General features: G+C 45.1%; 12 protein-coding genes. 5 read left to right on the top strand and 7 right to left on the bottom strand.

Annotated elements, in window-relative coordinates:
• The first annotated feature begins 98 nt into the window (after positions 1 to 98).
• Positions 99 to 389, top strand: a complete 291-nt coding sequence (locus JGK22_RS09995) for a hypothetical protein (RefSeq protein WP_293312784.1) — start codon at positions 99 to 101, stop codon at positions 387 to 389.
• A gap of 35 nt (positions 390 to 424) precedes the next feature.
• Here the strand turns inward: JGK22_RS09995 and JGK22_RS09990 are convergent, their stop codons facing one another.
• From JGK22_RS09990 to JGK22_RS09965, 6 genes are all read right to left on the bottom strand, one after another.
• A complete protein-coding gene (locus JGK22_RS09990) occupies positions 425 to 1,102 on the bottom strand; it encodes a DNA-binding response regulator (RefSeq protein ID WP_293204462.1) in 678 nt (225 codons plus the stop codon).
• Positions 1,103 to 1,430: 328 nt separating this feature from the next.
• Complete coding sequence (locus tag JGK22_RS09985; protein WP_293204460.1) at positions 1,431 to 2,702, bottom strand: FAD-dependent hydroxylase; 1,272 nt, start codon at positions 2,700 to 2,702, stop codon at positions 1,431 to 1,433.
• 356 nt (positions 2,703 to 3,058) lie between these two features.
• On the bottom strand, positions 3,059 to 6,202 hold the full coding sequence (locus JGK22_RS09980) for a PAS domain-containing protein (protein WP_293312782.1): 3,144 nt from the start codon (positions 6,200 to 6,202) through the stop codon (positions 3,059 to 3,061).
• Between the two features lie 833 nt (positions 6,203 to 7,035).
• Positions 7,036 to 8,181: a serine/threonine-protein kinase gene (locus JGK22_RS09975; RefSeq protein WP_293175290.1), complete on the bottom strand. Its 1,146-nt coding sequence runs from the start codon at positions 8,179 to 8,181 to the stop codon at positions 7,036 to 7,038.
• A gap of 248 nt (positions 8,182 to 8,429) precedes the next feature.
• Complete coding sequence (locus tag JGK22_RS09970) at positions 8,430 to 8,594, bottom strand: hypothetical protein (protein ID WP_293175292.1); 165 nt, start codon at positions 8,592 to 8,594, stop codon at positions 8,430 to 8,432.
• Between the two features lie 362 nt (positions 8,595 to 8,956).
• Positions 8,957 to 9,619 carry a glycosyl hydrolase 108 family protein gene (locus JGK22_RS09965; RefSeq protein ID WP_293175294.1) on the bottom strand — a complete coding sequence of 221 codons (663 nt, stop codon included), beginning with the start codon at positions 9,617 to 9,619 and terminating at the stop codon, positions 8,957 to 8,959.
• Between the two features lie 99 nt (positions 9,620 to 9,718).
• Between JGK22_RS09965 and JGK22_RS09960 the strand changes: the two genes are divergently transcribed.
• The 4 genes from JGK22_RS09960 to JGK22_RS09945 all read left to right on the top strand — a co-directional run bounded on the left by JGK22_RS09960 (position 9,719) and on the right by JGK22_RS09945 (position 14,915).
• On the top strand, positions 9,719 to 11,908 hold the full coding sequence (locus tag JGK22_RS09960) for a tetratricopeptide repeat protein (RefSeq protein ID WP_293312780.1): 2,190 nt from the start codon (positions 9,719 to 9,721) through the stop codon (positions 11,906 to 11,908).
• 357 nt (positions 11,909 to 12,265) lie between these two features.
• Entirely contained in the window at positions 12,266 to 12,862 is a 597-nt protein-coding gene (gene miaE, locus JGK22_RS09955) for a tRNA isopentenyl-2-thiomethyl-A-37 hydroxylase MiaE (RefSeq protein WP_293196621.1), read from the top strand.
• A gap of 91 nt (positions 12,863 to 12,953) precedes the next feature.
• On the top strand, positions 12,954 to 13,451 hold the full coding sequence (locus JGK22_RS09950; RefSeq protein WP_293175300.1) for a GNAT family N-acetyltransferase: 498 nt from the start codon (positions 12,954 to 12,956) through the stop codon (positions 13,449 to 13,451).
• Between the two features lie 72 nt (positions 13,452 to 13,523).
• The gene (locus tag JGK22_RS09945) at positions 13,524 to 14,915 is read left to right on the top strand and encodes a cytochrome P450 (RefSeq protein WP_293312778.1); all 1,392 of its coding nucleotides are present in this window, start codon (positions 13,524 to 13,526) and stop codon (positions 14,913 to 14,915) included.
• A 301-nt stretch (positions 14,916 to 15,216) separates the two neighbouring features.
• On the opposite strand, the gene JGK22_RS09940 is transcribed toward JGK22_RS09945, so the two are convergent.
• Complete coding sequence (locus JGK22_RS09940) at positions 15,217 to 19,053, bottom strand: PAS domain S-box protein (RefSeq protein ID WP_293175305.1); 3,837 nt, start codon at positions 19,051 to 19,053, stop codon at positions 15,217 to 15,219.
• Positions 19,054 to 19,376 lie beyond the last annotated feature (323 nt).

The following is a 19,376-nucleotide window of genomic DNA, read 5'->3' as shown; positions in this document are numbered from 1 at the left end:
GTCATTATAAAGCGTCTCTGTAGCTTCTAAGCATGGTGAATTTATGTCAAAATATACTCACCACTGGCGAACAGTCTTCAATAAGATGCGTTCCCCCTGTGGATAAACCCGCCCTGTCACCACCGACAACCTACATCAACCTGAAATTTGCATCGCATAGAAAAATTGTACATGATGATTTATCGTTGGGTGGGGGCGGGTTTTTTAGATTGTTTATTTCAGGCGATTATTTAACAATTATCAACAATCTGGATAAACCCGCCCTGTCACCACCGACAACCTACATCAACCTGAAATTTGCATCGCATAGAAAAATTGTACATGATGATTTATCGTTGGGTTGGGGCGGGTTTTTGAGATTGTTTGTTTCAGGCGATTATTGTTGGTGAACCCGCCCCTACAAAATACTGAACCGTATCAATTTCTACCCAATCTCGTGCAAGAAATCGAAATTACCGTCTCCCACAGAGTTTCTAAGCGTATTGATAATTTTTGTTGTATTATCGTAAGGCCCCTCAATATAATAAGGTTTTCCATCGCGACCGAATTTCAAGCTGATTTCGCTGGTTGGTTCTCCTAAATGAGCCTTCGACTCCTCGAAATCGCGATGCGGTTTAAAGCCTAATTTTTTGGCATAGGCGATCGCGCCCCAAACCAGTGCTTGTGCTTGCTCTAAACTAATCTCCTCGTATTCTTGCCCAAACTGCGAGTAAGAAAGCTCAACGAGATTTTTATATTGGCTATCGTTGCAGTTACGTGGCGGCATGGCATCCTTAACTCCCAAACACCAGTAGTCGATCAAATAAGAGGTTGCAACAAAACGATTGTATCCCTTGGAACGGGTAACCATCACTAAACCCAAACCGCCCGCTTCAGTGGTTTCATTTCGCAACAAGGCATTCGCAAAATTTACATCCACGAGACATTGAGCAACGGGCAATAACTCTCCTTTTTCGGCGCTAGCGAGGGCTGTTTGTTCTGCCTGAGATATCAGAAAGCTACTGACTTCGGATGCTTTCAATCCTAACTTTCGGGCAATTTGTTTGGGCGTTAATTGGCGATCGCGCAGGTTGAGAATCTCTTGTTCTTGTTCGGGTTGCATGGTTTTTCTACTCCTGTCAGGGCAGGGTTCGATCTGAGTAGATCATTGTATCGCGATCGGGCGCGAAAGTACAGATTGACTTTGGTGACGAGGGTTGAGAAACCGGGTTTTTGTGACAAACTTCGTAACATTGCAAATATTCAGGAAAAAACCCGGTTTCTTAGATGGTGCGCGAGGGCCGAGAAACCGGTTTTTTTTGAGAGACTTCGTTATTATCGATAAAAATCGTAAAAACCCGGTTTCTTAGATGGTGCGCGAGGGCCAAGAAACCGGGTTTTTTTGAGAGACTTCGTTACTGTCGGTAAAAATCGTAAAAACCCGGTTTCTTCTAATTCTGCCCTAATTCTGGCGGCCGCCCCATTAAGCCGGTCATCAAGCGCAATGCTAAAAACCTCACAGGCGGAATTGTCCGCAAACACCACAATCCAAAGCGGCGAAATGCTACAATTGGCATCCAAGTATTAGAAAACAATCTGTCTAGAAAATCGGTAAATCCTAACACGATTAAATTCTCTTTTTTGCGCCAGTTGTGATACCGTTTCAATACTCGCAAATCGCCGATGTCTTCGCCTTTTTGGTGGGCTTGCTGCAAGATTTGCCCGATCGCCCCTGCGTCTCGAATGCCCATATTCAATCCCTGTCCGCCCACGGGATGGCAGCAGTGCGCCGCATCCCCAATCAGTGCTAATCTGGGCAACACGTAGCGATCGCTCTGCATTAACTGCACTGGAAACAAAAAGCGATCGCTCTCCAACTCCAAGCGCCCTAAAATCCCGCCCGTGCGCTGTTCCAACAAAGTTAAAAACTCTTTTTCGTCCATAGACTGCAAAGCTTTTGCTTCCGCGTGGGGTGCTGTCCAAACTACTTGACAACGGTTCCCCGGTAATGGTAAGACTCCCATCGGGCCGCTCGGCCAGAAGCGCTCAAAAGCAATATCGTTGTGCGGCTTTTCAGCTTTAATAGTAATGGCAACGCAGGATTGCCAGTATTTCCAGCCGCGAGTGCCGATCTTTGCTGATGTGCGGATTCGCGATTTAGATCCGTCGGCGGCGACTAATAATTTGGTGCGAATTGTGCGAGTTTCGCCCTGTTGTTTGATTTGAATTTCGGCGCAATTAGTTAAATATTTTACCTCGACTACTTCCGCCGGACAAACCCAACTAAAATTCTGGTTTTTTGCTAAGGATTCCTGCAAAGCTGACAGCATGACTCGATGCTCGCCAACATAACCTAAAGCTGTTTTTGGTACGGGTAATTTGCCAGTATTTCCTAAATCCGGGCGGTGGAATTCGACGACTCCGGGATAGTCGCCGTCGCAGAGGCTAATTTGCTCGAAGGTGGTGATTTGCGGCAAGATTTGTTCCCACACGCCGAGGCCTTCTAAGATCATTCCCGATAGCAGGGTGATTGCATAGGCTTGTTTTTTGGCTGCTGCTGCTGCGGGGAGTTGGGTTTCTATGATGGCTATTTTTAATCCTGAATCTTTGAGGGCGCACGCTAAGGTGGCGCCGACTATGCCGCCTCCGACGATCGCGATATCAAAGTCTAATTCCTGGGTTTGCGCGGAGGCTGTTGTTGCAGAAAGTTGGTTTATGGGCATTTTCAAGGGATTTTTTTAAGTGAATAATTATATTTACTCTTGTATTGTAAAGAATTATTTCGATTTTGGGCGATCGACTGAGACGGGGAGATGACTATTTTGCAAGGTGCGACGCTTGCTACTGCGGAGTGTTTTCTGTGGCGATCGCAATTACTGGGTATGTAGTTGGGCTTTAGCCCCAAGAGCGCTGAAGCGCAACTACGTACCTGGTTGGTATGTTGTTGGGCTTTAGCCCCAAGAGCGCTGAAGCGCAACTACGTGCCTCGGAGCGCTGAAGCGCAACTACGTACCTAAGAGCGCTGAAGCGCAACTACGTACCTAAGAGCGCTGAAGCGCAACTACGTGACACTCAGAAATTAATGACTGATGACTAATGACTGATTACTGCTCACCATTTCCTTTTCCTTGATGTTTTCCGTTGCTTGGGCTGATAGATTCTGGGAAATGGGAATCTCTATGATAAACTCTGCACCTTTCCCGGGTGCAGAAACACATTTCAATTTTCCTCGGTGTTTTTCAACTATAATTTGATAGCTGATTGATAGTCCTAAGCCAGTGCCTTTGCCGACGGGTTTGGTAGTAAAAAATGGATCGAACAATTTGCTCATAACTTCAGGATTGATTCCCATCCCGTTGTCGGCAATCCGAATGGTTACTGTGTCTGAATTTGCACTGGTGTTAATCTGAATGGTGTTGGGGCTAGCATATATTTCTGTTGGAGAACGCTTGCTGTTGTATTCTTCGAGGGCATCGATCGCATTTGCTAACAGATTCATAAATACTTGATTGAGCTGACCTGCATAGCACTCGACTTTGGAGAAGCTGCCGTAGTTTTTGATAATCTCGATCGCCGGACGAACTGCATTAGCTTTGAGCTTGTGCTGCAAAATTACTAAAGTGCTTTCGATTCCTTCGTGAATGTCTACTCGCTTCATCTGCGATTCGTCGAGTCGGGAAAAGTTACGCAAGGATACAACTAAGTCGCGGATGCGATCGGCTCCTACTTTCATTGATTCCAAAATCTTCGGAAAGTCTTCTATTAAGTAATCAATTTCTATCTCTTCGGCTGATAAAGCAATTTCCGTGACGGGATTTGGGTATTTTTCCTGGTAAAGGTGGAGCAATTCGAGCAAGTCTTTGGCGTATTGGCTGGCGTGGGTGATGTTGCCGTAGATGAAGTTAATCGGATTGTTGATTTCGTGGGCGACTCCGGCGACTAGCTGGCCGAGTGAAGAGATTTTTTCGGTTTGGATTAGTTGCGCTTGGGTTTCGTGCAAGTCGCGGAAAGCTTTTTCGAGCTGGGCTGCTTGCGATCGATATTGCCCTGCTGATTGCTTGAGTGCTTCCAATACTTGGACGCGATCGCTAATATCCGTGTGCGTGCCCACCCATTCGCGAATGCTGCCGTCTGTTGCTAAAACTGGGACTGCGCGCACCCAAAAGTGCCTGTAGCTGCCGTCAGACGCCCGCAAGCGGTGTTCGACTTCATAGAGGTTTTTGGTTTCGACTGCGCGCATCCAAGCTTGCAGCGTGAGATCGCGATCGTCTGGGTGAATTGCCGAAAACCAGTTGTTTGTGGCTTCCTCCAAGCTTTGGCCTGTATATGCCATCCAGTCTGTGGGCGCGATCGGCTTTCCTTGTGCGTCTGTGATCCATACGAGTTGCGCGGTAGCAGCGATCAGCGATCGGTATCTTTGCTCGCTTAAACGCAGGGCTGTTTCGGCTTGGAAGCGATCGCTGATGTCGCGGGCGATGGTAGAAATATATGCGAGTTGGCCGTCTGGTGCTGAGTGGGAGATGATGACTTGGCTGACGGGAATTTCAACTCCCGAGGCTGACACGAAGGCTGTTTCTCCACTCCAAACACCGCCTGAGATTGCGGTGGCGATCGCTTGCTGGAAGGTGCTGCGGGCTGAGGCTGCGGCAAATTCTCCAACTTGTTTGTTCGATATATCTTCGTTTTCGTCGATACCCACCATTTTTCTGCCTGCTTTGTTCATGTAAACAGCGTGCCCGTCGAGATCGCAGATACCTACAAAATCCGGCGTTGCTTCGAGAATTGCTGCCAGACTTCTGTTGGCGACTTCTGCTTGTTTGCGATCGGTAATATCCCGCGCGATGCTAACTATACCGCTGATTTTTCCTTGCCCGTCTCGGTAAGCGTTTTTTGTCGAAAGAAATGTCCGTAATTTTCCTTGAACTGGCAATTCTTCTTCCATTACTTGCGTTTTTCCCGCTGTCACGATCTGGCGATCGGTTTTGGTAATATTGGCCGCAATTTCCGCAGGAAATAACTCGCTGTCATCTCGGCCGATAATGTCGTCAAAAGACTTGCCAATGATGCTAGCTCCCGCAGCGTTGAGCATCATGTAGCAGCCCTGAATGTCTTTGACAAATAGGGCGGTCGGCGTACTGTTAATGACTGTGAGCAACAGGTTGTAGTTTTTTTGGAGCGCCTGCTCTGTTGTGTGAGAATCGAGAATTTGCTGCTGCAATTGCTCGTTAGCAAGTTGGAGTTCAAGAGTCCGTTTCTCAACTTGACTTTCTAAGTCTGATTTAGCTTTGATCAGCCCCAGTTGGGTTCGATAGCGCCTTCGGTCTGCGGTGCAGAGACTTTTCGCATTCTGCCAAATCAGAACAGTAAAAACGATCGCGTTCAATACGCTTAACAGCGATATTCCTAGCTCCGGGGAGTAGGCTTGCAACCGCTCTCCCGAGATGATGAAGTAACCAGCCAAAGTCGGAATAACCATCGCCTGTGGCAACAACCGCCTTGCCATGATGCCGCCCGCGCGATCGCTCACAATTACTGCTATCAATCCTCGCTCTGGACTAGCAAATAAAAGCCCCAGGCTCAGTAACATAAATGCTACGGAGGTGTGCAAAGCCATTCCTGTATAGCCAATTGTGTAAAAGAAAGGTTTGCCGTAGATGTAGCCGATCAAACCCAGATATGCAATTAAAAATGCACAACAGCTTAAGATTTGAACCCGCAGGTATTTGGGGCGGCGTAGAGACAGCAGCAGCAAGGCAGTTCCCTGCAATAAAAAAGCAGTGGCAGTATTCGGCGCCATCCGTCCCGGTGCTGAGATACTTGTGAGGTTAGAATTGTCTTTAAATAGCAGTTGGTCGATGCCTAAGTCTAAATTAGAGCTATATTGAATTAGGGTGAATAGACTGATTAATATAATTAAAAGTGAACTGGAAACAATTAAAGCTTTATCTATTTTTTGAGCTTTAATTGTTGTTGATTTGGCACGCCTGCGCTGTTGCAGAAACAGAGACAATCCGCTCAAAATAAAGCAGACCGCTGTGTTGGCTTTCATGCTCGGGAGTTCTGGAAAAATGCTCTTTAAGAGTTGCAGGTCGAAGATCCAACCCAACATGACTGTACAGCCGATCGCGATTACTGCAATACCAGCCTTTTTGGAAAAAGACTGGAGTGCTGCAATTGGGGTTGAGGGCGGCTGCACTTTTTGCGATCGTTCAAAAAATTCCAATTTCTCGCTCCCTCAAATTATGTGGGTTTCTAGGTGTTGAAGGTAACAATAAACACTCTACTTATATTGTTGCTAGATATACCAAGCTGCTTAAGAGATTGTTAAAACTGCGTAGATAGCACATAATACTAACTATGTTATCTAACTTGAGATAGAGTGTCAACTAAAGTAACAGGCTTTGATGTATAAGGCATTGGTCAGAATTCAATAATTTTTCTTGATTGTTAGTTAAAATAAAAAATTCTTTTTTCTTTCGGATTTGTCCTTATTGTTTGTTACTTATTCCTTGTTCCTGCGAGGTGGTAAAAAGTGCGATCGCCCGATTCATCTTCCGGGCAGAGTGTTTTTACTCACTCATTCGAGGGGTAATGGTAAAGGATTGTGCGATCGACTCCGCAGGGCGCTAACAACAAAAATAGCAGTCGGATTGTCAACCGGCTGCTGTGGCTGTGGTTCGTGTTCTGCTATCAGTTGGCTCCGCTAACCTCACAAAAGATAAAACTGTGCGCTTGAAACCAATCCTACACAAACTTTCGTCCGCTTTCGCAGACTCAAGAGGGGGATATTCAAGCCGGATTTGGTATCAAATCTGACCTCAACGGTGTTGGGTTTCCTTCTTTCATTAATGACTGTTGACTGTTGACTGCTGACTGCTGACTGTTGACTGTTGCTAGTAATTAGTTAACGGTTGTGTGTTGTTAGTAAGTAATTAACGATATTACTGGTTATTAGTTACTGGTTATTAGCACGAAATAACCAATAACTAATAACCAATAACCAATAACTAATAACTAACAACCAATAACCAATAACCAATAACCAATAACTAATGACTAATGACTACAGACCAAATTTTGAACTGCTTCCAAAGCTTCGGTTGCTGACTGGTAACGCTGGGGGAAAGAGTACAGCACCATCTGGTCTAAAATGCTAGCAAGCTCCGGCGTCACGGTTGCATTTTTCTGCCAAATAAGATTGCCTAAATTATCGACTTTGAGTTGTTTCGGGCGCATCCCTGTCAAGGCTTGAATCCCGATGATCCCAACAGCATAAATGTCGCTGCAAAATTTCGGTGCGCCGATGGCTTGTTCGGGAGGAATGTATTCTTGATGAGTGCCGCCGCCGCGCGATTTGGTTTGACCGTTGCTATTTTGGGAGGTATTAATTTCTTTGACGGCCCCAAAGTCAATTAATACAATCTTGTTATCTGGTGATCGCTTGATTAAGTTTTGAGGGTGCAAATCGCGGTGAATTACATTTTCTTTGTGAACGAAGACTAGCACTTCTAAGATATCTTTCAACAAAGCAATAACTTGATGTTCTTTCCAGGGTTGACCTTCGATGAGTTCTTGATACAGTGGTTGTCCTTCGATGAATTGATAGACTAAATAAAAATATCCATCTTCTTCAAATCGAGCTAACAATTCTGGTATGCGATCGTGTTGGCCTAAGCGATATAACACTCGCGTTTCTAGATCGAATAGCTTGCTGGTTTTCTCTGACTGGCTTTTCAGGCGCTTGACGAGACACAAAGGTCGATCGGGCAAATTTTCATCTTCAGCGAGATATGTATCGCTGTACTCGGTGCTGACTAAGTGTTCTCGGATTCGGTAACGCATCCGCAGCAGCCTTTGCAAGATCGGATCGACAGATTTAACAGGTTTTGTGCCTTTTTCTAGAGATCTCATGATACAGTCCCAAAGATTTGCTCCGACTACTCTTTCTTCTGGTCGAATAATTTCTGCTTGCTTCAATACCTTGGTGAGGTCTTTCCACAATTTGTAGCCGACATATCGCCCCAGGTATCCCACTGTGTACCCGCGGGCGATCGGATCGTTTTGCTGAATTTCTTGGTACGTCAAACCAGTTAAAACGCCTTTAATTATCGACTGCTGCAACCGACTCAGGTTTTTTTCTGTTTGTTGGTATACCAGGTTGTCCAAAAAAGTTATTGCTTCTTCTACCGTCATAGGCTTCATATTTTAAGTGATTTGTACGGGAGTCACGCATTTTTCTATGCTTAAGTTTCTGTTATACATGATTTGACTTAACTTTGATAGCTTTGTCTACTGATTGAAATATATTTTTATAAATATGACTTTTATGACTTTAAGTTATGACTTTTATGAATTGACATGATTCATAGTTGCGATTATTGTATCAAGTACAAGTTTTAAATAGAGAATATATTCCCAAATTAGCACGTTGCAATTTTGACTGTACCCAATTAAAAAAAATCCTTAGTTAGCTTTTTACCCAGAGCGAAGCCGAAGGGCTGTCTTCCTTCTATAACTACAGCAAAGTGCGATCGACTCGGTACCGATCGTAGCGTTACTTTAATCGGCGCCAGCGGTAACGATTTTATCAGCGGCAGATAATCAAGTGTTGGCAACGGTGACTGGGTTCAATAGTTTGGTTACTGCATCGGATTTCGTGTTGCTGTAGATTCATTTTTGAGATTCCCTACTTTTTTAAGAAGTGGGGAATCTCGCAACTACGATTTTTTCTGGATGATTTTACCGCAGAGGCCGCAGAGAGCGCAGAGAAGAAGAGAGAGATAATATTAAAAAGGCAGAAGGAAGTTCGGCAACGGATTGTGTAACGGATGTAACGGATGGAATTCCGATGGAAGAATGAATAAGGAAGAGGGAAGAAGGGAAGAATTGGACAATTGAAGAGAGGGAGAAACGGCTATTAATGCCCAATGCCCAATGCCCAATTCCCAATTCCCAATTCCCAATTCCCAATTCCCAACTACTTAATCTTGTTTACGTAGCCCCACAAACTGTAATCGCGACTCAGCCAACCCCGGAAAAAAGCCATTTGACTCGGATCTTCTTGCACTCGTTTGTAGCGGTAAATAATCCGTTCGTTAATCATTTGCAGCGCCGTATTTTTGTTATTAGCAGATTTTAGTGCATCCCTCGTGCGCGCATCAAAAACACCAGTTTGCGGCAATCCTAAAGCTTGCTGCAAAAATGTAATAGAATTGTTAATACCAAAATTAACAGCAGTGTCAAACATGACGATCGCCAAAGCAGGCTGCATCGTACCCGACAGGCTCGAATCCCAGTAATATTTATAAATTTCCATGAGCTCTGCTTCCGACATCTGCGTCACGTCGAGGGGTGGCAGCCCGCGACTGTAGCGGTAGGAGTTGTATTCCGTTTGCAGGATGCCCCGATAGGTTCTGCCGCCCTTATCTGCGGGGTGATTGCTGAATCCGCCCTCAAAATATAGGGTGAAATAAAGGGCTGTTTGAAATAGTCGCTGCCGAAAGTCGGCTGTCTGCTTTTGCGCGAGAGTCTTTTGGGCAAAGGGTAAGGGGATTGCTAAGGCTAACAAGAGTATCCCCAGCAGGAGGTTTGGTTTCCACTTGATGTGATGTTGGCGCTGTGTCGCTTGCTTCTCGCTCATAAATTATCTGTGACGATCGCCCGTAGTTCCGATAAAACTGCTACTCTGCAAAATAATCTAAATTCAACCTTTAACTTGATAGCACAGATAGGGCGCCAAATGAATTCCGATTTTCGCAACCAATCCGAAACACCCCAATTAGAAGATGCTGCATCGCTGACTGTCGTTGCAGAAACTTATTACTCTGAAGGCAATTTAGCAGCCGCCGTGGCTGCTTGTCGCCGAGCTCTGGAATTGCAACCGAATTGGGCGGCGGCTTACGTGACAATGGGCAATGTGCAGCAAGCAAGCGGCCAGATTCAGGAAGCAATGCGGTTTTATTCGGAGGCGATCGCCCTGAATCCCGATTTTGCTGAGGCTTATGCTAATTTGGGGAGTATGCTCTACAAACAAGGGCATTTCGTGGAGGCGATCGTCAATTACCAAAAGGCGATCGAACTTAAACCAACTTTGGCTGCTGCTTACTGGAATTTGGCAGGCGCACTGAAGCAGCAAGGGCAGTCGGATGCAGCCGTAGCCTACGAGCAAAAAGCCCTAGAACTCAATCCCCATCTAGCTCAGGTAGATTTTCACATAAATTTAGGCGATAAATTAGCGCGGCAAGGGAAGTTAGACGAGGCTGTGGCTGCATGGCAACAGGCGATCGCATTTAAACCCGATTTACCCGAAGCCTACTGTCAAATTGGCATAATTTTGCGCCACCAGGGCAAAGCAAAAGAAGCCATACCCAACCTGCAAAAAGCCCTAGAAATCAAACCAGATTTTATTGCCGCCCACCAACATTTGTGCGGCATCCTCCGAGATACTAGCGATTTAGCAGCCGCGCGGCAAGCCGTACACAAATACAGCCAAATGTGCGCCGAAACCGATCCAATTATGACGGCGATTTACTACGTCAGCACCTATCAAGTCTCGGGATTGAATCAAATTGCGCGCGATCGATTTTTAGAGTTAGAGTCGTACTTGCAGCAGAACTTAGAAACGGCTAGCTCGGTAGAAATTAAATCGCTTTATGCAAACTTCTTATTCAGCACGCCCTATGTGCGAGATGACTTAGCAGCCAACTCTAAACTTTACAGATTAATTGCCCAAAAGTATATCGAAAAATGTATCAAACCTAATTTTTCTCAACCCGCAAATTACAGTTTTAAACCACAATCCCCAGCCAGTAAATTAAAAATTGGGTTTTTGTCCAATCACTTCAGCCGTCATTCTGTAGGTTGGTGCAGCGCTGACATCATTCGCGAATTGTCCGAGTTCACACCCAATTTATATCTGTACGCTTCCGAAAGAATTACTCCTGACGATCGCACTCAGCAATTTGATAGTTTGGGAAAACTCACTTTCCCTAAAACTTACCCAAATGGACTTGCCAATTCCGCAGAAATTATCAACCAAATTCAGCAAGATGAATTGGATATTTTAGTCGATTTAGATTCTCTCTGCGTCCCAATTCACGCTGAAATTCTTCACCAAAAACCCGCACCAGTTTGTGTCTCTTGGCTCGGATTTGACGCCCCTTACATATCCTCGGAAAATCACTTTCTTACAGACTGGCATTCGCACCCAGCAGGTAGGGAAAAATATTATGACGAGCAGCTAATTAGAATGCCGGATTCCTTTGTCGCAGTGTCAGGTTTTCAGAGGTATGGAGTCGATCCGGTGGCGTTGAGAAAGTCGAATCGCATCGGTTTAGATCAAATAGTTTACTTGTGCGTCACTCCCGGCAGAAAATTCAATTCCGACTTAGTAAAAGCACAAATTGCGATTCTCAAACAAGTGCCGAACAGTATTTTAATTCACAAAGCTTTGGGCGATGCTGCCGTATTTGAAGGTGCGTACCATCAAGCTTGTGAAGCTGAGGGAGTTAGCCGGCACAGAATTAAGTTTTTGCCCAGGTTTGCTACGGAGGAAGAACACAGAATTGTCTATTTGCTGGCCGATGTTTTGTTAGATTCTTATCCTTACAATGGAGGTACTCACACTTTAGAGGCTTTGTGGTTTAATTTGCCGGTGGTGACTCGCACGGGAGAACAGTTTTTGTCGAGAATGGGTTATTCGTTTTTGCAGGCTTTGGGAATTGAAACTGGTGTGGCTTGGTCTTGGGCTGAATATGTGAATATGGGTGTAAAATTGGGTAAAGATGGTGAATTAAGAAAGGCAATTCAAGCACAGTTGATGAAATCTAAAGACGCAGCCAATTTGTCGCCGTTGTGGAATCCGAAAAAGTTTGCTGGTGATATGTATGCGGTGTTTGAAAAGTTAGGCAAAGTCAATTCCCAAAAGTAGGAAAACGGCACAGTAGATTGTCCTCGGTTGCCTATCCTTACCGAGGCAAAAATAAACTAGATCGTATCAAATCTGGTCAATAGATCGTGATTGTTGTAGGGGCGGGTTCACCCTGATATTCAACACAAATCCTAAATCCAATAAACCCGCCCCGACCGGATATTACGATCGACCGGACATGATATCATATCAAATCAAATCCGGTTACATCGTCGGGCGTAGGGGCGGGGCGGGTTTATATAATTTGTCGATACTTATCTAATATTTCGGCGAACCCGCCCCTACAGAACTCGATCGAATACCAGGACGAATTAAACGGAAATGATCTAAAATCTCACATCTAAAATGTCAAATAATATGAGTTCAACACTGCCAACAATTAAGTTTTTGAAACAGCCGACTTCGCCAGCTTGGATCGAACAGGCGATCGCCCATTTGGATACAATCTCATTAGATCATTCCCACTGCGAGCGGAAAGCGGCCGGAGTAGCGTTAAATTTAATGTTTCGCTACCCAGCGCGGGAAAAATTGGTGCGGATGTTAACCGCCATCGCCCGCGAAGAATTGGAGCATTTCGAGCAAGTCAACCAGCGCTTAGAAGAGCGCGGGATCGCTTTGGGCCCTTTGGCTGCGCCTCCCTACGGTGGGGGTTTGTCCGCCCAAATTCGCAAGCAGGAACCGGAGAGACTTTTGGATTCTTTGTTGGTTTCTGGTTTGATTGAAGCGCGGAGTCACGAGCGGTTGGGGCTGCTAGGCGAACACTGTCCCGACGCAGAATTAGCTAAGTTTTACCGCAGTTTGATGGCTTCGGAAGCGCGCCATTACGGGGTATATTGGATTTTGGCAACAACTTATTTCGATCGCGCTCTTGTTATTGAGCGGCTGGAGCAATTATCATTGATAGAGAGCGAGTTGCTGGCAACTCTTTATCCTGAACCGAGAATTCATAGTTAAAAGTTGGGTGCATTTCCAGACTGTAAAACACTAATTATCAGTAAAATTACAGTTGCCAAAGTCCAAAAATAAGTATAATTAGTAACAACTAATGAGAACCCAACATCGGGATTTTTTAATTCGTTCGTGGGAAACGCGCGATCGGGCTGAGGCATTCCATTTAATTCAGAATGTTTTGGTAGAGTACGGTTTACAATGCGAAGTTCATGGCGCAGATCGAGATGTCTATGATGTAGAACTACACTATCAGAAGAAGGGCGGGGAATTTTGGGTAGTTGAAAAGCACGATCAAATAGTCGGTACGGCGGCTTACTATCCCATCGAGCGCGGGAAGAATGCTGTGGAAATTCGCAAAATGTATATTTTGCCAGCAGCAAGGGGACAAGGTTTGGGGAAATTTTTACTGCAAGCATTGGAAAGTAAAATAATGGCTCGCGGCTTTGATGAAATCTGGATCGAAACTGCTAGCGTTCTCAAAGAAGCTGTTAAAATGTACGAAACTAGCGGATATCTACCGACAACGGGTGTGGAAACAGCAAGGTGCGATCGGGTTTACGTAAAATCTCTCGGCGTCAACAAGCTAGAATAGAGATTCGCGATCGCTTGGAAATAGTAATAATGCTTTCAGTCATCTGAAACAACAAAAGCAGGATAAAAACCAATGACTATCCTCACAGAAAATTCTCAATCTCAAAATAACACTAGCAACAAATTGCTAGACGGCCCTAAACAGGGGAGATTTGTTCAGACAGTCCGGGGGATTTTAAATCCCCTCTATTATTTAGAGAAAAATTATAAGACATACGGCGACATTTTCACCACCCAATTCAGCAACTTTCCGCCCCAGGTAGTTATTAGCAATCCTCAAGCAATTCAAGAAATTTTCACAGCGGATAGTAAATTCTTTGAATCTGGTACGGGAAACCAAGTAACGTTACCTTTGGTAGGCCCCAATTCCTTATTGTTGTTAGATGGCGATCAACATTTGCAGCAGCGCAAGCTTTTAATGCCACCTTTGCACGGTGAACGTATGAAAGCTTACGGAGAAATCATCCGCGACATCACCGAAAAAGCAATTAATACTTGGACTCCTGGTAATACTTTCATCGCCCAAGCAACCATGCAAAACATTTCTTTGGATGTGATTTTGCACGCAGTTTTTGGGCTGAGCGAAGGAGAACGCTACCAACAAATTCACCAATTAATGGTTGATATGTTCAGCGTGTTTAGTAATCCATTAAATGCTACCTTTTTGCTGGTAAAGTCACTGCAAAAAGATTTGGGGGCTTGGAGTCCTTGGGGACGGTTTTTGCGGCAGAGACAGCGTTTGGATGAACTGCTTTATCAAGAAATTCGCGATCGCAAAACTCAATCTCAACCCTTGGGCGAAGACATCCTCAGCTTGTTGGTTTCAGCCCGCGACGAAGCCGGAGAGCCGATGAGCGATGTTGAATTGCGCGATGAATTAATGACAATGTTATTCGCGGGACACGAAACTACAGCTACAGCTTTAGCCTGGGCTTTGTATTGGATTCACTATCTCCCGGAAGTTCGCGAAAAACTGCTGCAAGAACTCTCTTCTATTGATGTTGACAATTGCGATGGGATGGAAATTGCTAAACTGCCGTATTTGAATGCTGTCTGTTCGGAAACGCTGCGAATTTATCCGATCGTATTTTTTGCATTTCCGCGCGTTCCGCAAGCTCCGATGCAGTTAATGGGTTATGATATTCCTCAAGGAGTGATGCTTTCTACCTGCATTTATTTGGTTCATCACCGAGAGGATCTTTACCCCGAACCAAATCGTTTTAAACCAGAACGTTTTCTAGAAAGGCAATTTTCACCTTACGAATATTTGCCGTTTGGGGGAGGGAACCGTCGCTGTATTGGCGCGGCATTTGCGATGTTTGAAATGAAGTTAGTCTTGGCGAAAGTGCTGTCGCGATATTGTTTGGAACTTGCAGAAAATCGTCCGGTTGTGCCTGTACGCCGCGGTTTGACAATGGCGCCCGCTGGCGGTGTGCGTCTGGTGGTAAAGGGTAGTTTGTCGTAGTGTCGTAGGGTGCGTCAGTATGCGCGATATTTGGTGATGTTGAGAAGCTAGTGGCTGACGCACCATAGTTTGTTGAAAGGTGCGTCAGCTTACAGGATTTTCTGGGGAGCATCTCAGTTTTGTATTTACAGTGCTGTCCCCGCTCGCGTGCTTACAAGCACGCGAGCGGGGACGCTCGCACTACAAGAAAAAATGCTTCTTGCAAAACTGAGATGCTCCCATTTTCTGTGCTATTTGAATCCCTAACTGACGCACCCTACGAATAACCAATAACCAATAATCAATAACCAATAACCAATAACTAATTTCTTTTTTGCCGCAGCGGAATCTCGATCGCAAATTCGGAACCTTCTCCCAATACAGAATTGCAGGTCAGCTCGCCTCCGTGTTTTTCTACGACAATAGAGTGCGAAATCGCCAATCCTAAGCCTGTGCCTTTGCCGATGGGTTTTGTGGTGAAAAATGGGTCAAACAAGCGCCGTTTCACGTTTTCGCTCATCCCGGGGCCTGTGTCAGCTATCCGCATCATTACGCAGTTATTGTCGGTTACTTCGGTGCGAATTCTAATTGCTAAATCCTTCCCTTCCTTGCATTCTGGTTTATTTGTCTCCATTTCCAATGCGTCGATCGCATTGCTCAACAAATTCATAAATACTTGATTTAACTGGCCGGGATAACATTCAACTAAAGGCAAGTTACCGTATTCTTTAATAATATTAATTTGCGGGCGATCGGCTTTATTCTTTAGGCGATTTTGCAAAATCATCAGCGTGCTTTCTATGCCTTCGTGAATGTCAACTTGCTTCATTTCGGCTTCGTCCAATCTTGAGAAAGTCCGCAGGCTCAAAACTATGTCGCGGATGCGATCGGCTCCGACTTTCATAGATGTGACAATTTTTGGTAAATCTTCAAAAATATAATCAATTTCCAAGGATTCTCTGGCATTTAAAATTGCTGCACTAGGCTCGGGGTATTCACGCTGGTAAAATTGCAGCATTTTTAGCAAGTTTTGAGTGTATTCGCTGACGTAGCTGAGATTACCGTAGATAAAGTTAACTGGGTTGTTGATTTCGTGGGCGACACCTGCTACTAATTGTCCCAAACTAGACATTTTTTCACTTTGAATTAATTGAGTTTGGGTGCGTTGAAGTTGGTGTAAAGTTTGTTCTAGCTGTTGAGTTTGAGCTTGAGCTAATCGAGCGGTTGTGCGGGTTTGGGTGTACAATTTTGCGTGGTCGATCGCGATCGCAATTTGAGCAATCACCGCTTGCATCAGTTCGACTTCTGAGTCGCTCCAATGTCGCACATACAAAGCCTGATAGCACGTAATCGCCCCAATATCGCCGGAAGCAGTGTGAATTGGTAGCGACAGCACTGAGTTAACTTCTATTGCCTGGAAAGCTTGGCGCAATTCTACATTGTCAAAAGTGCTAACATCATCAACTTGCAGAATTTCTCGGCGCAAAATTTGTTCTACTCCTGCACTAGATGTGTCCTCTACAACATAAGTACCTAGGAAACTTGGCAAAGCTACATTTTTGGCTTCGCAGACTATATTCCAAACCGGAGGATTGCTGTTGGGACGGTACCAAGTGAAGATGCACCAATCTGGCTGCATGAGATTGTGAATTTCTTGAACGGCGGTTGCTAAAATTGTGTCTAAATCTAAAGAAATGCGAATTTGGTTGGCTATTTGATTGAGTAGTTGTTCTCTCTGAGCTTGCTGTCTGAGGGCTTGTTCCGATCGCACTAATGTTTCTTCTGCAAGGAAGCGATCGGTTAAATCTTGGACGACTGCTTGAATAACGCTTTCATTTCCAACTTCGATGACTGTCAGCACGACTTCTGCGGGAAAATTCGTACCGTCTAAACGCTGGTGAACCCAATCAAAACGGTGATTACCACATTCAAAGGCGATCGCCATCATCTCATTCGCCATGCTCAAAGAGTCTCTGCCGTTGGGTTGGAAAGGAGGCGACAATTCGCCTGGATTCTTGCCGACAAACTGCCCTTGGCTAGTGGCTCCAAATAGTTCTATGGTGGCGTTGTTGACATTGCGGATACCGTTTTCATCTAACATTAAAACAGCCAAGCTGGTTGATTCGTAAAGTAATCGAAATTTGGCTTCTGACTGCTGTAATGCGGCTTCTGTTTGCTTGCGATCGGTAATGTCGGCAACCATTGCCAAAGCGCCGATATAGCGCCCTTCTTTGTCTGGCAATGGATTAGTAGAAAGCATCGCCCACAACTCGCTCCCGTCTCGGCGCAGGAACTTAAAATCGTGCTGTTCGCGAATTCCTTGACTGCGGCGGTTGAGATTGGCTTGGGCGATCGCGATGCCTTCTGCATCCATGAAAGCAAATAGTGACTGCCCGATCGCATCCTCTGCGGTGCAGCCTAGCATATCAGCCATTTTTTGGTTAACAAAAGTAGTTTTACCCTCCGCATCGATCATCCAAATGCCTTCATCGGCTGTTTCGACAATGCAGCGATATTTTTCTTCGCTTTCTCTGAGGGCTTCTTCTGCTAATTGGCGAGCCGTAATGTTTTGAGTCATTAGCAATCCGCCGGTGATTTCTTGCCGTTCGTTTCTGACTGGCAAAGTATAAGCGAGGTAAATGCGATCGCCATAGGTAAATTCTGTAACAACTGTTTCTCCAGCCAGGGCCGCCAGATAATTTGGCTCGACAGCAGCGCAAAAATCCGGCTGGAATACTTCCCAGATTGTCTTGCCTTCCATTAACTCTTTAGAAAGCCCCACTCCTGCTAATTCTGTGCCTTCTACCAGGGTAAAGCGCATTTCGCGATCGAACAGCATCACCGCACTGTTGGGAATGTTGCTTGCCATAGTGCGGTAGAGCTGTTCGCTTTTTTGGAGGGCTGCTTCTGCTTGTTTGCGATCGCTAATGTCAATAACCAGTGCACCCATGCCGATCGCCTCACCGTCTTTGTCGAGTAGAGGAAAATAAGAAGCTGTCATGTGTCGCATAATCCCCGGATTTCTGGGATTCTCAGCGCTCATTTCCATGTTAATTAGAGGTTGCTTGGTTCTCAATATTTGTTCGTATAAAGGCTCTACCATTGGAGCGATTTCCGGCAATATTTCGCGTAAAGTCTTGCCAATGTGTTCAGCAGGACTCAGGCTATTTATTTCGGCTAGAAATTGATTAATTTGCACGTACCGAAGTTGGGAATCAAAAATGCAAAATCCTGCGGGTGCCTCCTGCAAAAAGGAATCAAATAGTGCTTGTCTCTGTGCTAATTCTTGTTCTATTTTTTTGCGATCGCTAATGTCTCTGATGCAGCCGACACTTCCAATAATTTCGCCACGAACGTCTTTTAACAGAGAAAGTGACAAGTGCGAGTAAAAATTTTCTCCAGACTTGCGCTGCATGGTAATCTCTAGATCCGACTCGCCTGTTTCTTCTAGCTGTTGAGCCACTAATATAGATAGTAATTCTCGCTGTTCTTGCAGATAAAGTAGAGCAATATTTTGACCGATTACTTCACTATTCTCATATCCGTAGAGTCTTTGAGCCTGTTTATTCCAACTGGTGATTGAGCCGCCAGCATCCGTGCAAATTACGGCTTCGCGAATTTGCTCTAAAATCTGATTTTGGAGTTGCAGTTGCGATTTTGCAAGTTCGAGTTCGGCGATTTTTTCTTGGAGTAGTTCGTGAGTTTTTGCCAACTCAGTATTCTGGTTTTCCAGCAATTTTTCTAGATGACAATTGCAGTGCGACGGCGCTGATTCCAGCAGCTCGCTATTTTCAGGCTCCCAATTAACAACTTGTTCAGCACTCAACCAAATCGCCCACTCTCCGTCTGTTTCAATTGCCCGCTCCGACACTCGCACGGGTACGAGATGGTTGTTTTTATGTTTGTATGCTGCTGCACACGTGCCCGCGCACCTATTTTTGGTTGGAATTTCTAGATACTTGTCTCTGGCAGTACACTGTGTTTGCACAATTTCCCAGTAGTTGAGGTTGAGAGTTTCTACAACTGTCCGACCAATAATATTCGCAAAAGCTGGATTTACGTCAAGAAAAGTCCCGTCCGTCCGGCACAATGCCAGCCCGAGCGGGGACGGTTCTAATAATTTGCTGTTGCTGCGCTCTTCTCCTAACTGGCTTTGCATCTGACCTAGCTGGGCTTGGGATAATTAATTATATCTTTATTATGTCGATTATCTGGTTTATTGGTGTGATTTTTATCACTCAGCAAAAAAGCAGGAAGAAGGAAGTTCGGCAACGGATTGTATAACGGATTTCATTCAGTTGACAGTTGACAGTTGACAGTTGACAGTTGACCGCTTGAGGGCAACTTCTACCTGGAAGTCCGAGGATTGGAGTAATGAATCGTCTGATTTTAATTTATCCCTAAAACGGAGAGGCTTTCAACCAATGATTTCTGGTAAGGGATAGATGTTGAGGTTCGGGGGCAGAAGGAAGAGGTTAAAGG

Source organism: Microcoleus sp. PH2017_08_TRC_O_A (assembly GCF_020738665.1).
Classification (GTDB): Bacteria; Cyanobacteriota; Cyanobacteriia; order Cyanobacteriales; family Microcoleaceae; genus Microcoleus.
Note: the sequence above shows the minus strand (reverse complement) of the source record. Positions and strands in the feature narration are given on the sequence as shown.